The 14259-nt window shown below is 61.7% G+C and carries 12 protein-coding genes; 4 read left to right on the plus strand and 8 right to left on the minus strand.

All coding sequences use genetic code 11. From position 1 onward, the window contains the following. Positions 1 to 185: 185 nt before the first annotated feature. The 6 genes from rnr to GY791_16835 form a co-directional block, all read right to left on the minus strand. Entirely contained in the window at positions 186 to 2324 is a 2139-nt protein-coding gene (gene rnr, locus GY791_16810) for a ribonuclease R (GenBank protein MCP4330089.1), read from the minus strand. A 57-nt stretch (positions 2325 to 2381) separates the two neighbouring features. Next, positions 2382 to 4985, minus strand: coding sequence for a type I DNA topoisomerase (gene topA, locus GY791_16815; protein MCP4330090.1), 2604 nt, complete (start codon positions 4983 to 4985; stop codon positions 2382 to 2384). Positions 4986 to 5240: 255 nt separating this feature from the next. Continuing rightward, a complete protein-coding gene (gene dprA / locus GY791_16820; protein MCP4330091.1) occupies positions 5241 to 6365 on the minus strand; it encodes a DNA-protecting protein DprA in 1125 nt (374 codons plus the stop codon). Between the two features lie 52 nt (positions 6366 to 6417). Beyond that, positions 6418 to 7035 carry a glycerol-3-phosphate 1-O-acyltransferase PlsY gene (plsY, locus tag GY791_16825; protein MCP4330092.1) on the minus strand — a complete coding sequence of 206 codons (618 nt, stop codon included), beginning with the start codon at positions 7033 to 7035 and terminating at the stop codon, positions 6418 to 6420. A 3-nt stretch (positions 7036 to 7038) separates the two neighbouring features. Next, positions 7039 to 8322, minus strand: coding sequence for an amidohydrolase family protein (locus GY791_16830; GenBank protein ID MCP4330093.1), 1284 nt, complete (start codon positions 8320 to 8322; stop codon positions 7039 to 7041). Between the two features lie 32 nt (positions 8323 to 8354). Further along, positions 8355 to 9386: an aspartate carbamoyltransferase catalytic subunit gene (locus GY791_16835; GenBank protein ID MCP4330094.1), complete on the minus strand. Its 1032-nt coding sequence runs from the start codon at positions 9384 to 9386 to the stop codon at positions 8355 to 8357. A 93-nt stretch (positions 9387 to 9479) separates the two neighbouring features. On the opposite strand from GY791_16835, the gene GY791_16840 reads away from it, so the two are divergent. From GY791_16840 to GY791_16855, 4 genes are all read left to right on the plus strand, one after another. Beyond that, positions 9480 to 10505, plus strand: coding sequence for a methionine synthase (locus GY791_16840; GenBank protein ID MCP4330095.1), 1026 nt, complete (start codon positions 9480 to 9482; stop codon positions 10503 to 10505). Between the two features lie 102 nt (positions 10506 to 10607). Next, entirely contained in the window at positions 10608 to 11753 is a 1146-nt protein-coding gene (locus GY791_16845; GenBank protein ID MCP4330096.1) for a PLP-dependent transferase, read from the plus strand. Further along, entirely contained in the window at positions 11754 to 12215 is a 462-nt protein-coding gene (locus GY791_16850; protein ID MCP4330097.1) for a GNAT family N-acetyltransferase, read from the plus strand. A 223-nt stretch (positions 12216 to 12438) separates the two neighbouring features. Beyond that, positions 12439 to 12636 (plus strand): hypothetical protein, encoded by a 198-nt coding sequence (locus GY791_16855; protein MCP4330098.1) that lies wholly within the window; start codon positions 12439 to 12441, stop codon positions 12634 to 12636. Positions 12637 to 12889: 253 nt separating this feature from the next. On the opposite strand, the gene GY791_16860 is transcribed toward GY791_16855, so the two are convergent. Together GY791_16860 and GY791_16865 are read right to left on the minus strand one after the other, a co-directional pair. Next, on the minus strand, positions 12890 to 13288 hold the full coding sequence (locus GY791_16860; protein ID MCP4330099.1) for a hypothetical protein: 399 nt from the start codon (positions 13286 to 13288) through the stop codon (positions 12890 to 12892). Between the two features lie 300 nt (positions 13289 to 13588). Next, positions 13589 to 13963 carry a hypothetical protein gene (locus GY791_16865; protein MCP4330100.1) on the minus strand — a complete coding sequence of 125 codons (375 nt, stop codon included), beginning with the start codon at positions 13961 to 13963 and terminating at the stop codon, positions 13589 to 13591. Positions 13964 to 14259 lie beyond the last annotated feature (296 nt).

Below are 14259 nucleotides of genomic sequence, written 5' to 3' on the forward strand. Positions count from 1 at the left end.
CGCCCGTCGGGCCGCCGAGAGGATCGATGCAAAATGCTCAACGGCCCGGCCTTACCGCTCGAATGTCCAAGATTCATGGTCCGTATAGTATCGCTAAGATTCGCGGTTGCCAATTGTGGTTGGTAAGAGTTTTCAGGCGGTAAACAAGATTTGACTTGGTCGCGATTTGCCGCCGATTCACTCCTTTACCCGGCTTTGCGGCGTTTCTTCCGGGCGCCGGGTGGCGCTTCGGGCAGGTCAAAGATGGTGGCACCGGTGACCGGGTTCGATTCGAGGACGCGCACTTCGACCCGGTCACCGATCCTGTAGACCCGGCGATCTTTGCGGGCGGTCAGAGCGTGAGCTCTTTCGTCGTGTCGGTAGGGACCATGGGGCAGAAACCGGATCGGCAGCAAGCCATCGGCACCGACCTCGTCGAGACGCAGGAATAGCCCGAAGCGCGTGACGCCCGATATGCGCCCACCGAACGTCTCTCCCTGACGCTCGCTCAGATAGGCGGCAACATAGCGGTCGAACGTGTCCCGTTCGGCCGCGATCGCCCGGCGTTCCGTGGTTGAAATATGCTCGCCGATACGGACGAAATCGTCGCCGTTTCCATCCGGCAGTCCACCGGCACCGAGGCGCAATCCGTGGATCAGTGCGCGGTGAACGAGCAAATCGGAGTATCGGCGGATCGGGGACGTGAAGTGGGCGTAGCGCCGCAGGGCAAGCCCGAAGTGGCCAATGTTTCGCGGGCTGTAGACCGCTTGCGACTGACAGCGAAGGACGAGTTCGGCAATGACCTCCGCCTGAGGCGTCGCCGCGGCTTGGCCCAGCAGTTTATTGAACAGCCTTGCCTGCATGACCTGGCCGGCTGCGAGCGTCAGGTGAAGTCCTTTGAGAAAGTCGCGCAAAGCTTCAACCTTCGCCGGATCGGGCTCATCGTGAATTCGATACATGCAAGGCTGGGCAAGCCTTTCCAGCGTTTCCGCCGCCGCGACGTTTGCGGCGATCATGAATTCTTCGATCAGGCGGTGGCTGTCGAAACGCGGCGCCGCCTCGATCCGCGTGACCTTGCCCGAACTATCGAGGACGGCGCGCCGTTCGGGCAGATCGATTTCCAGCGCGCCACGTTTGCGGCGGGCCATCGCCAGGGCACCGTAGGCGCCATACAGAGGGAGGATCACCGGATCGTAGAGCGGCGCGGTCTTCGAATCGGGTTTGCCGTCGCGCGCCTTTTGCACCTGCTCGTATGTCAGCCGCGCCGCCGAACGCATGAGCGCGCGCTCGAAACGATGGCTCTTCAGGCGCCCATCCTTGCTAATGGTCAGGTGGACGGCAAGGCAGGCCCGATCTTCGTTGGGCCGAAGCGAGCACAGATTGTTCGACAATGCTTCGGGCAGCATCGGAACCACGCGGTCGGGAAAATAGACCGAATTTCCGCGATCGAAGGCGGCGATATCCAATGCGTCACCGGGTCGTACGTAGTTGGCGACATCGGCGATCGCCACCGTGACCGACCAACCACCGGCATTGTCGGGCGATCGATCGGGGGCGGCCCAAACGGCGTCGTCGAAATCGCGCGCATCGGCGCCGTCGATCGTGACCAGCAGCAGCTTGCGCACGTCCGTGCGCTTGCCAAGAGGCGGGTTACGAGCACGATCGGCGAGCGCGAGCGCCTCGTCGGAAAACTTGTCGGGGATGGCGTGGCTGTGGATCGCGATCAGGCTGAATGCACGAGGGTTGCGCACGTCACCGAGCCGTTCGATGACCCGTGCCTGGGGCAGACCCAAACGGCGCCCGGGTAAGACCTCGGCCAGGACGAGTTCGCCGGGGCTGGCGCCAGCGTCATCTCCTCGACCAACGAGGTATTCCGCCTTGTGACGACGATCAGTCGGCTCGATTCGGCCATCTTTCGCGGTCTTTCGATAGATACCCAGAACCGACGACGTGCGATAGCCGATGCGTCTCATGACATGCGCTTCGTAAACCGACCGGCTCTGGCGCTTGAGCCGGGCCAACACCCGGTCGCCGGTTCTGAGCGCTCGGCGTCCGCCGCGGTCCGGCGCGACATAGATTTTCGGCGGCGGGGTGTCGGCGGTCCAGCGCATGGGTACCGCGAGCAGTTCTCCATCGACGTCGGTGCCTGAGATTTCCAGGATCGTGACTTCGGGCAGGGCGTCGGTCGAGGTCAGGCGCCGGCGTTCGCGGCCGATGTCGCCGGAAACCTCGAGATCTCGCAGCAGGTGCTTGAGCGCGATTCGATCGTCACCGCGAACGTTGAACGCGCGGGCGATTTCACGCTTGCCGACCCGGCCTTCGCGGCTCTTGACGAAATCGATTATTTGTTGCCGGGTCGGTAGAGGCGCCGCACGGCGGCCTGATTTTGACAACGCCTCAACCTAAGTTTCGGCCATGTCGGCGCGGCCGGTCGTGGCCTTTTTGGCTCGAGCGGATTTGGCTTTTTTGGTGCGGGTTTTGCCCTTCGCTTTCTTGGGACTTGCCTTTCCCGATTTCATGCGATCGAGGCGGGCCGCGAGAAGCGGCAGGGCCTGCTCCAGGGTAATGTCCTCGATGGTGGTGTCCTTTGGCAGCGTGGCATTGACCTTGCCGTGCTTGACGTAGGGTCCGTATCGGCCCTTGTGCACCGTAACCGGGGCCCCGTCGTCGGGATGGTCGCCGAGGCTTCGCAATGCCGACACCCCGCCGCGCGGCTTTGCCTCCTTGAGGATGGCGACCGCACGATTGACGCCGATCGTCAGGACATCTTCAACGCTCTCCAGCGACCGATAGCTCTTTTCGTGTTTGATGTAGGGGCCGTAGCGACCGATGCCGGCGGTCATCATTGCGCCTGATTCCGGGTGCGGCCCAATATCGCGCGGCAAGGCCAAGAGGCGCACCGCCATGGCGAGGTCGACTTCGGCGGGATCGAGGCCCTTCGCCAAAGAAACCCGTTTCGGTTTTTCGTCTTCGCCAACTTGCAGATAGGGGCCATAGGGGCCAACGCGGACCGTTATCGGCTCGCCGGTGTCGGGATGCTGGCCGAGCAACTTGGGCTCGTCGCTGCCGTTGCCGGACCCGTCTTCGCCGCCGTTGACCGCCAATTTTCGCGTATATCGGCATTCCGGGTAGGTCGAGCAGCCGATAAAGGCGCCGAATTTGCCGAGCTTCAATCCAAGACGCCCGTTATCGCAAGAAGGGCATTTGCGCGGATCGGTGCCGTCACCGCGATCGACGAAGAAGTGCGGCCCCAACTCCTCGTCGAGCGCGTTGAGCACATCGGTGATGCGGAGGTTTGCCGTCTCCGAGACCGCGGCGCTGAAGGCTTGCCAGAACTGACGCAACACCTCTTTCCAATTCGCCCGCCCGCCGGAAATATCGTCAAGTTGGTTCTCGAGATCCGCGGTGAAATTATACTGGACGTAGCGAGCGAAGAAACTTTCGAGAAACGCGGTCACGATGCGGCCACGGTCCTCGGGGACGAAACGCCGCTTCTCAAGGCGGACATAGTTTCGATCCTGCAGGACCTGAAGAATGCTGGCATAGGTGGAGGGGCGTCCGATGCCGAGTTCTTCGAGTTTCTTGACCAGGCTGGCCTCGGTAAAGCGCGGCGGCGGCTGGGTAAAATGCTGCTCCGGGGTCACTTTTTCGACCGCGATGCGTTCACCCTTGACGACATTCGGGAGGCGCTGCTCTTTTTCGTCCTCGGCGTCATCCCGGCCTTCGCGATAGAGCTTGAGAAAACCATCGAACACCACCGTCGAACCGGTTGCGCGAAGCGTGGCAGCGGGCGCGGTGGATGTAAAATCGATGGCCACCTGATCGAGCGCGGCCTGTTCCATCTGGCAGGCGACGGCGCGTTGCCAGATAAGTTCGTATAGGCGCCGTTGATCGTCATCGAGGTACTGCGACACCATGTTGGGCAGGCGGCGGAAATCCGTCGGCCGAATGGCTTCGTGGGCCTCCTGGGCGTTCTTTGCTTTGGTCTTGTAGCGGCGCGGCGCTGACGGCAGATAGTCGACGCCGAATTTGTTCTCGATCAGGGCGCGCGAATTGGTGATCGCGTCTTCGGACAAATTGACGCTATCGGTCCGCATGTAGGTTATCAACCCGACCGTCTCGCCACCGACATCACTGCCCTCGTAGAGGCGCTGCGCGGTGCGCATGGTTCGGTTGGCGCCAAAGCCCAACTTACGGGAGGCCTCTTGCTGCAGGGTCGATGTCGTGAACGGCGGTGGTGGGTTCCGGCGGACGGTCTTGCGCTCGACGGAGTCGACCCGAAAATCGCCGCCACGGACGTGACCCGCCGCGGTCTCAGCGCCGTTCTCGCTATCGAGGTCGAACTTTCCCAGCTTGCGGCCGTCGATGTGGGTCAGCCGGGCAACGATTTCGGCCCCGGCGCTGGTCCGTATCGCCGCGTCCACCGTCCAGTATTCCTGCGGCCGGAAGACCTCGATCTCGGCCTCGCGTTCGCAGATCAGCCGCAGCGCGACCGACTGGACCCGGCCGGCCGATTTCGATCCCGGCAGCTTGCGCCACAGCACCGGGGAGAGCGTAAAGCCGACGAGATAATCGAGGGCCCGTCGCGCCAGATAGGCATCGATCAGTGATTGATCGAGATCGCGAGGGTGCGACATGGCCTCGAGCACCGCGGCCTTGGTGACTTCGTGAAAAACCACGCGTTTGACATCGACATCCTTGAGTGCTCGGCGGCGATGGAGTTCCTCGAGAACGTGCCAGGAGATCGCCTCGCCTTCGCGGTCGGGATCGGTGGCCAGATATAGGTGGGACGCGCCCTTGACGGCGCCGACAATCTTCTTGAGTTGCGTCTCGCCGCGGGCATCGACCGCCCAGCTCATGTCAAAGTCATCATCCGGCCGGACCGATCCGTCCTTGGGCGGCAGATCTCGGACATGACCTATGCTTGCGAGGACCGTGTATTCGTCACCGAGATAACGATTGATCGTTCGCGCTTTGGCCGGGGATTCGACGATGACGATGTTCATTGCGATTGATCAGTACCCCATTTTGAGCCCCAATCGGCCCAATTTGCTTTTCGACTCCGACCGCGGTGGTGCACCCATTTCATTCGCATTTCGCCGTTCGGCGCCACTCGCTCGCCGACATTTGGGCCGCACAATTGGCATCGCCGCATCCATTCGTCAACATTTCTTGATCGATTTCTGCAAGGCGCGCTTCGTAACTTCGGCCGCGAGGGGGCGCCGCATCGCACCCCAACGTCGGTAATTCCACGGCTTGGCCTATAGCGCCAAAGCGACGCGATTTCCGGGCAGGCGGTCGATTCGTCCGGCGAGTTCGAGCTCCAAAAGGGCAGTCGCCATCGCCGACGAGGAGAGAGCGCAATGACGGATGAGTTCATCGATCGAGATGGGGGATGGGCCCAAGGCTTCGAGAATCATTCGGTGGTCGACGTCGCCGTTATCGCCGGTCTCCGTCCCCGGCGATGGAGTGAGACCGACGGTCGAAGGGAGTTCGCGAAACGGCCCACCCAACATTTGGTCGAGGACATCCACCACATCTTGTGCCGATTCAGTCAACACCGCGCCTTGACGGATCAGATTGTTGGTTCCCTTCGCACGCGGGTCCAAAGGCGAGCCCGGGACCGCGAACACCTCGCGCCCCTGTTCGCCAGCCAGACGGGCGGTAATCAGCGACCCGGAACGAAGCGCCGCCTCGACCACGACGATGCCCAAGGAAAGCCCGGAAATAATTCGATTGCGGCGTGGGAAATGACGCGCCTTGGGTTCTGTGCCGAGGGGGTTTTCGGCCACCACCACGCCGCGCCGCCCGATGGCCTCCTGCAATGGGCGGTTTTCCTTCGGATAGAACACGTCGAGACCGCCGGCGATTACGGCGATGGTACCGGTTTCCAGGGCGCCTTCATGAGCCGCCGCATCGATACCGCGGGCCAGGCCGGACACGACGGCGAACCCACACTCGCCCAGGTCATGCGCCAGGCGGCCGGCGAAGCGCCGACCATTGGCAGATGCGTTGCGCGCCCCGACAACGGCAATCGTCCGGCGGCCGAGCAAATCTCCATCGCCCATGATCGTAATCGCCGGCGGTGCATCGTCGGTTGCCGCCAGTGGCGCCGGATAATCCGAGTCTCCGCGCACGACCAGCCGGCCGCCCAATTGCGCTATCGCCTCGAGCTCCGCGATCGCGAATTCATACGCATATACCTGCGGCGGACGGACGCGGCCGCCACGCCGGGCCAGCCTGGGCAGATCCTCGATCGCCGCCGCCGCTGACCCGTACCGCGCGAGTAGTTGGTTGAAAGCTATTGGGCCCACGTTCTTGGTGCGGGCAAGACGCAAGCGGCCGATTCGCTCATCTTCGGGCAAAGGAGGCGGGGTCTTCGTCATCCCTTTAGCATCTTAAATCCATGGCTTACGGTCAATCCAGCTGTGCGCGGCCCTAAGTATTCCGTCCTATCCTAGGTTCCTCGCCGCGCACCAGACGATACACGTTTTGCGCGTGTCGAATGCAAATGAAAACGGCGACGAAAACGGCGAACTCGACGGTTTGAAGATCGGCAACGAACCAGGCAAAGGCGGGTGCCAGGATGAACGAAACCAGCGACGCCAAGGACGAATAGCGAAAGGCCAGGGCGACCGCCAACCAGGTCAGGATCATCAATAGGCCAACCGGCCAGGCAACGCCGAGCATGACGCCGATGCCTGTTGCCACTCCCTTGCCGCCCTTGAACCAAAGCCAAACCGGAAACAGGTGGCCGAGGACAGCGCCGCCTCCGGCAAGGACGGCGAAATCGGGGCCAAAGAAATATCCGGCCGCACCGGCAGCGAGCAAGCCCTTCCCGGCATCGAGCAGAAGTGTCAGCGCGGCAAGAAACTTGTTGCCGGTGCGGAGCACATTGGTCGCGCCGATATTGCCGGAGCCGATACCTCGGATGTCGCCGCCGCCCGCGAGGCCCGTCAGCAGGAGGCCAAATGGGATCGAACCGAGCAGATACCCGATCAGGGCTGCCGCATAGAACGGCCACGTGTAGCTGAAATCGCCGAGCGGGTCGGGCATTGATCAGTCGCTGCGCGCGTGGACGGTCCGGCCGTCGACGATTGTGCGGGAGACCCGGCCCTGCACGGGATGGTCTTCGAAAGGCGAGTTTTTGGATTTTGAATGGAACGAGGCTTCCTCGACCCGCCACGGCTGGTCCGGATCGAAGACGACCAGATCGGCAGCGGCGCCCTTTGTCAGCCTTCCCGAAGGCAGGCCGAGAAGATCGGCGGGGCGGCACGTCACACACGCCATGAGATCGAGAAGCGGCACGTCTCCCTTGTGATGAAGCCCGAGCGTCAAGGGCAACAGCGTTTCGAGGCCTATGGCGCCGAACTCGGCCTGGGCGAACGGCAAGCGCTTCGAGTCCTGATCCTGCGGCGCGTGATCGCTGGCGATGACATCGATCGTGCCGTCGGCGAGCCCGGCGACCACCGCGGCCCGATCATCCTCGGACCGCAGCGGCGGCGACAATTTGGCGAAGGTCCGATAGTCGCCGACCGCGGTTTCGTTAAGGGTGAAATAAGGCGGGGCGGTATCGCAGGTTACCGGGAGCCCGCGCGCTTTGCCTGCGCGGATGGCCGCGACGGCGTCGGCGGTCGAAACATGGGCGACGTGATAACGTCCGCCGGTCGCTTCAACCAGACGTAGGTCGCGCTCGATCATGAGTATCTCGGCAAGCGGGGAAATGCCCCGCAATCCAAGGCGCGTGGCGATCTCGCCCCGGTTCATGTGGCCGTCGACGGCCAACGTCGGCTCCTCGGCATGCTGGATGATCATTTTGCCGAACGTCGACGCATAGCTCAGGGCCCGATTCATCAGCGAAGCGCTACCGATCGCCTTGGTCCCGTCGGTGAAGGCTGGGATTCCGGCCGCCGCGAGAAGGCCCATTTCGGTCAGGTCGGCACCCTCGGTGCCGCGGGTCACTGCGGCATAGGCAAAGACCTTGACCAGCTTTACTTCACGGGCACGGCGGGCGATGAATTCGACGACGGCGATATCATCGATGACCGGTTTGGTGTTGGGCAGGCAGACGATGGTGGTGACGCCGCCCGCAGCCGCCGCGCGGCTCCCGCTTTCGATCGTCTCCTTGTGCTCCTCGCCGGGCTCGCGCAATTGCACCCGCATGTCGACGAACCCAGGTGCTAGGCAATGGCCGCCGCAGTCGACGACCTCGAAGTGCTCGGCGAGGCCGTCCCGGTTGATATTCGGACCCAAATCGGCGATGCGGCCGTTCTCGACAAGCAACCCGCCGGGCGCGTCGAGGCCGCTTGACGGGTCAAGCAACCGCGCGTCGATCAGCGCCATCGGTTGTCGCGGCGCCTTGCCGTCGCGGGCCACTAGACGGGGTCTCCGAGGTTGCGGGTCAAGACCTCGAGGCAGGCCATGCGCACCGCCACGCCCATCTCGACTTGTTCGTAGATGACGCTTCGGCCGTAGTCGTCGGCGACTTCGCTGTCGATCTCGACGCCGCGGTTCATCGGTCCGGGATGCATGATCAGCGCATCTTCCTTGGCCGCGCCGAGCTTGTCGTAATCAAGCCCGTAGAAATGGAAGTATTCGCGCACCGAAGGGATGAAATTGCCCTGCATGCGTTCGGTCTGAACGCGCAGCATCATGACGATGTCGCAGTCGGTCAGTCCGGCGCGCATGTCGTAAAAAACCTCAACCCCCATTCGCTCGATTGCCGGCGGCAACAGGGTCGGCGGCGCGACCACCCGAACTCGGGCACCCATCGTGTTGAGCAAGTGGATATTGGAGCGTGCGACCCGGCTGTGCAGAACGTCGCCACAAATCGTGACCAGCAGGCCGGCCAGGCGACCGCGCCGCCGTCGGATGGTCAACGCATCGAGCAGTGCCTGGGTCGGATGCTCGTGACTGCCGTCGCCGGCATTGATAACCGCGCCGGTGACTTTTTCCGATAGCAGGCTGACCGCGCCGCTGTCCGGGTGACGCACCGCGAGCACGTCGGGATGCATGGCGTTCAGCGTCATTGCGGTGTCGATCAGCGTTTCGCCCTTCTTGATCGAGCTGGTCGCCACCGACATGTTGATGACGTCCGCACCCAGGCGCTTTCCGGCGAGTTCGAACGACGTGCGGGTCCGCGTCGAGGTCTCGAAGAACAGATTGATCAGCGTTCGCCCGTGCAGGATCGATCGCGTTTTGTCGGCCTGGCGATTCTGTTCGACGTAGGTTTCGGAAATATCGAGGAGAAGCGTGATTTCGCTTGGAGAAAGACCCTCGATTCCCAACAAATGCCGGTGAGGGAAGGAGGGTTCGTTGGGAGAGGCCGCCACGGTCATTAAAGCGGCAATATAGGGTGGCGGGGAAGCCGACGGCAAGCCGCAAATTCGTGCGGGATCCAGCGGCATCGTTCTGGCCCCGAGGGGCCCTGTCGCTGGCCCCGCTACCGTCCGTCTGCTAGATTTCGGTCCCGATGGATCCGGGCCGAGGGAGAGAGCGGAATGCTGACGACTGCGATCGCCGGGAGTTTGCCGAAGCCGTCATGGTTGGCCGAGCCTGAAAAGCTGTGGGCGACATGGCGGCTCGAGGGCGACGAGCTTCGCCGCGGGCAGGAAGACGCCGCGCTGATATGGATCAAGGAGCAGGAAGACGCGGGGATCGATGTCGTCAGCGAGGGTGAACAGTTTCGCGTCCATTTCGTGCATGGTTTTCTGCAGAAGGTCGACGGCATCGACTGGAACCTGAAGACCAAGATGGGTATTCGCGACGACCGCTATGTGGTCGATGTACCGACGGTGACCGGCCCGGTATCGCGCAACCAGTCGATTCATGCCGAGGACGTCAGATTTGCCCGTGCGCATACCCGGAATCGGCTGAAATTCACATTGCCCGGACCGATGACGATCTGCGACACCATCGCCGATTCCCACTACGGCCGCCGCGCCGATATGGCGATGGCCTTTGCCCAACTGTTGAACGACGAAGCGCGGGAGCTCGAAGCTCTCGGCGCGGACGTCATCCAGTTTGACGAGCCGGCTTTCAACGTTTTCATGGAAGACGTCAAGGAATGGGGCATCGACGCGCTCCATCGCGCGATCGAAGGGCTGAAATGCCGGACCGCGGTCCATATCTGCTACGGGTACGGTATTCAGGAGAATATTGACTGGAAAAAGACTCTCGGCGACGAATGGCGTCAGTACGAGGAGATTTTTCCCGCCCTCAACAATAGTCGTATCGGTCAGGTGTCGCTGGAATGTGCCGCTTCGCACGTACCGCTCTCGCTGATCGGCTTGCTCAAGGACAAGGACGTACTGGTCGGATCGATCGACGTTGCATCGCTTGAAATCGAGACCGCGGAACAGGTCGCCGCGACAATCAGGGCGGCGATGGACTATGTCGATCCCGAGCGGCTTTATCCCTGTACCAATTGCGGCATGGCGCCATTGCCGCGTGCCGTCGCCGCCGGCAAGCTGCAGGCGCTGGGCGCGGGCGCGGCACTGATGAGGCAGGAACTGGGCGGAAATTGATGGCGGTGACATGAACCGTCGCCTCTTGCATTCGAAATCGGCAATCCTAATTGATCGCCTGCGCGATGACCGGCACGGCTGGTGAACCCGAGGAGCAAAATCATGCAAATTGAAACCAAGATTGTTCATGCCGGCATTCGGCCCGATCCGATGACCGGATCGATTCTGCCGCCGATTTACGAGACCGCGACCTACGTTCTCGATGAGGTCGGCAAGGACAAGGGCTACGACTACACGCGAGCGTCGAACCCGACCCGCAGAGTGCTCGAAGACAATCTTGCCGCCATCGAAGGCGGTACCCACGCAATTTGCTTTTCCAGCGGCATGGCCGCCGTCGACAGCGTGATGAAGCTGCTCAGCGCCGGCGATCACCTGGTCTGCTCGGATGACGTCTATGGCGGGGTGTCGCGGCTGTTCAACAAGGTGCTCTCCCGCTACGGCCTGACCTTCACCTATGTCGATACGTCGGAGCCGGAGCGCGTGCGCCAGGCGATCCGCCCCGAGACCAAGATGCTGTGGGTCGAAACCCCGACCAACCCGCTGCTCAAGATCTCCGACCTGCACGCGATGGCGAGTATCGCCAAGGAGCACGATCTCCTGTTTGGCGTCGATTCGACCTTTACCACCCCCGTCTTCCTGCGCCCGCTCGAGATGGGCGCGGACATCGTCATGCACAGCACGACAAAGTATCTCAGCGGCCATAACCAGATCATTGGCGGCGCCCTGATCACCAACCGCGAAGACATCTATGACCAGATGAAATTCATCCAGAAAACGATCGGCGCGGTGCCGAGCCCGATCGATTGCTGGTTAACGTTGCTGGGCATCAAGACCCTGCACCTGCGCATGGAGCGCCACGCCGCGAACGCGCAAAAGGTCGCCGAATACCTCGAGAGCCACCCCAAGGTCGCCCATGTCACCTACCCCGGTCTGACGTCCCATCCCCAACACGCCATTGCCAAAGAGCAGATGACCGGCTTCAGCGGCATGATCTCGTTCGAGCTCAAGGGCGGCATTCCGGCGGGGACGACGGTGATGAACGAGGTCAAGTTGTGTGGCCTCGCCGAAAGCCTGGGCGCGGTCGAATCGATGATCACCCACCCGGCGACCATGACCCATGCCGAGGTGCCGCCGGAGGACCGGCGCGCCCGTGGTCTTGGCGACGGATTGGTGCGGCTGTCGGTCGGCATCGAGAACGTCGAGGACATCATCGCGGACCTGGATCAAGCGCTCGATAAGGCTGCCTGAATGGGTGGGGAGAGGGCTGGCGCGCCCGTCGTAATCCGGACGCTGGATTCGTCCGACCGGGCCGCCTGGGAGCCTTTGTGGCAGGGCTACCTGGCCTTTTACAAGGTGACGCTCGACGCCGAGGTCACGGACACCGCTTGGCGGCGGCTGCTCGATCCCGATGAAGATATGCATGGCCTTTGCGCCATCAGCGGCGACGGCGAAATGATCGGCATCGTCCACTATCTTTACCACCGGGTGACCTGGGCGATCGCCGACCGTTGTTATCTCGAAGACCTTTTCGTCGCCGATTCCGCGCGCGGCACAGGAGCGGGCAGGGCGCTGATCGAAGCAGTCTATGCCGCGGCCGACCAACGCGGCGCCGACCAGGTCTATTGGCTGACCCAGGATTTCAACGAAACCGCGCGCCGGCTTTACGACCGCGTTGCCCGATTGACGCCATTCATCAAATATCAGCGATAGGATTGACCGGTACCGGCCGAATTGGCCCGGCCCACTGAGAAAACCTTGATCGGGATCGTCGGCGCGCGGCTCGGTGTTCAAGCTCAGCCGATCATCGCCACCACCGAGCCGCCCGCCCCGCCATCGAGCATCGAGGCAACCTCGATGCCCCTATCCCGACGCCATCCCGCGGCGGGCGGGTTCGGATGGTGCCCGCCGACATAGGTGGTGTGACGGTGGTGCGATGCCGCCTTGCCCGGATATCCGCGCTCATCTAAACGGTCGCACCCAAGCACTTGAAGAATTGGAGATAGAGATGCTGGCGCGCGGGCTCTCGGTGCACGACCTCGAGGACGCCTACAAGGACGAGAGCGGCCCGCTGCTGTCGAACACGGCCGTCCCCGAGCTCGGCAAACGGCCGTGGCAGGACTATCCTGCATGAGTTCCACCGGGTGGCGGTCCTCAAGGAACTGCATCGTTCATTCGAAAAGCTGGAGGCCGATCTCGATGAGTGGACGACACGCTACGACGAGGTCAGGCCGCATCGGGGGCGTTGGTGATATGGCAAGACGCCTGTGCAGAGACTCTATAACGCAACATCATTGACAAAGGAGAGAATGCTCGCAGCAAGGCGAAAGCTGATAACTACGACGGAGCCGACGATCTAGGCCGTCTGTCAGATCAGATCTTAAGTTCTAGAAATCTCCGGGATAGCGCGTAAGAGCTGTGCCGTCCGGATGCATTTTCTTAAACTCCGGGCTTTCGAAACCCCAGATATTTACTTGTTCCGGAAACCTGTTCGCATTTTTGCATTCAACGACGTGCCCACTATCGAAAAACAGGCGGAGCCTCACGGCATTCATGACAATGCGTGGGGAAAAGACGTTGACCAGCGGCCAAAGGAGATTCAGGTTGCCCCGTTTTTCCCAGGGCTCGAAGACTTCCGTATGCTCGTTGGATCCAATCAATGCGAATTCACCGTTCATCACGACCGTGCCGTTCATGTAGCGAAAATTGATCGCACCTAGCTCCAACTCAATCATAACCAGATTCTCTTCAATCGGCTCCGTCCTCTCATTCTCGGTTGCACCCATCGGCTACTCCCGTGTCAGCGTCCCCAGGGGATAATGGGCTTCATTGCTTAAGCGAGGAACCACTCGACCAGTGACCGGAGAAATCGGCTGCCTTTGGTCGTTGAATACGCGAAAGTAAGGTGCTCCGGTGACTTTACCGTCGAAGCCCACTCGCACCCCCGATATCGGTTCTAGATTAGACCCAAATGGCGGAAGATCAGGACTCCCGGCCGGCGCAAAGACCATTCCGTGCACAGCGTTGCTCTTATCGTAAGTCACACGGTACCGCAAGCCCTCGTCGGGAAAATGGAAGCCGATGCTCTATTCGCCTGTCTCGTCATCATAGACGAAAAAGCGGAACTGGAGAATCTGCCTTGATCCGGGCGCCATCTCGTTCAGTGGTACGAAACGTTCGCCGTAGGGAGAGATCGTAGTGCCGGCCCTGACTTCTCGACGGAGCTCCTCATTGAAAGCATGCGCAATCGCCGCCGACGCAAAACCGTTCTCGAACTTGCCGCCGGTGAGCTGCGCGGACAGGCCCCCAACCGTGCCGACGATCGCGGTTCGAATGAAAATGCCTGTCGCGCCCTCAATGCCGCCCAGCGATGATCCCATGACCCCGACACCCGCGGCGGCGCCGATCGCGTTAGAAATGAAGCCTTCCTGGAACGACCCGCCGAAGGCCGCCTGACCCAACCCCCGTCCGAGCGGCACTGTCAGGTCATTACTGTCTCAATAGAGATAGATTGCTATCAATCAATATCCTCCTCGCCCAGCCATTCTTGGTAGCCTGAGTTTCTCAGCTTCTTGACTACTCTCTCAACGTCAGTTGAGGACTGGGGCAAATCGGATAATACCAAGTCTCTGTGAGTGGGACTCATATAGGGGCTTTCCGGAACGGTGTTTTTCTGATTCAAGATGGCAAACGGATGGAGGTTTGCCATGGGTTCTCCGGTTTCACTTCGAGACGATTTTGGTGCGGCCGGACTTCG

This window comes from Alphaproteobacteria bacterium (genome assembly GCA_024244705.1).
Taxonomy (GTDB): domain Bacteria; phylum Pseudomonadota; class Alphaproteobacteria; order JAAEOK01; family JAAEOK01; genus JAAEOK01.

What these genes read in the sequence shown, in the direction of transcription:
- topA (MCP4330090.1), bottom strand. Translation starts at nt 4,985, where the DNA reads ATGAACATCGTCATCGTCGAATCCCCGGCCAAAGCGCGAACGATCAAT.
- dprA (MCP4330091.1), bottom strand. Translation starts at nt 6,365, where the DNA reads ATGACGAAGACCCCGCCTCCTTTGCCCGAAGATGAGCGAATCGGCCGC.
- plsY (MCP4330092.1), bottom strand. Translation starts at nt 7,035, where the DNA reads ATGCCCGACCCGCTCGGCGATTTCAGCTACACGTGGCCGTTCTATGCG.
- GY791_16830 (MCP4330093.1), bottom strand. Translation starts at nt 8,322, where the DNA reads ATGGCGCTGATCGACGCGCGGTTGCTTGACCCGTCAAGCGGCCTCGAC.
- GY791_16835 (MCP4330094.1), bottom strand. Translation starts at nt 9,386, where the DNA reads ATGCCGCTGGATCCCGCACGAATTTGCGGCTTGCCGTCGGCTTCCCCG.
- GY791_16840 (MCP4330095.1), top strand. Translation starts at nt 9,480, where the DNA reads ATGCTGACGACTGCGATCGCCGGGAGTTTGCCGAAGCCGTCATGGTTG.
- GY791_16845 (MCP4330096.1), top strand. Translation starts at nt 10,608, where the DNA reads ATGCAAATTGAAACCAAGATTGTTCATGCCGGCATTCGGCCCGATCCG.
- GY791_16850 (MCP4330097.1), top strand. Translation starts at nt 11,754, where the DNA reads ATGGGTGGGGAGAGGGCTGGCGCGCCCGTCGTAATCCGGACGCTGGAT.
- GY791_16855 (MCP4330098.1), top strand. Translation starts at nt 12,439, where the DNA reads ATGCCGCCTTGCCCGGATATCCGCGCTCATCTAAACGGTCGCACCCAA.
- GY791_16860 (MCP4330099.1), bottom strand. Translation starts at nt 13,288, where the DNA reads ATGGGTGCAACCGAGAATGAGAGGACGGAGCCGATTGAAGAGAATCTG.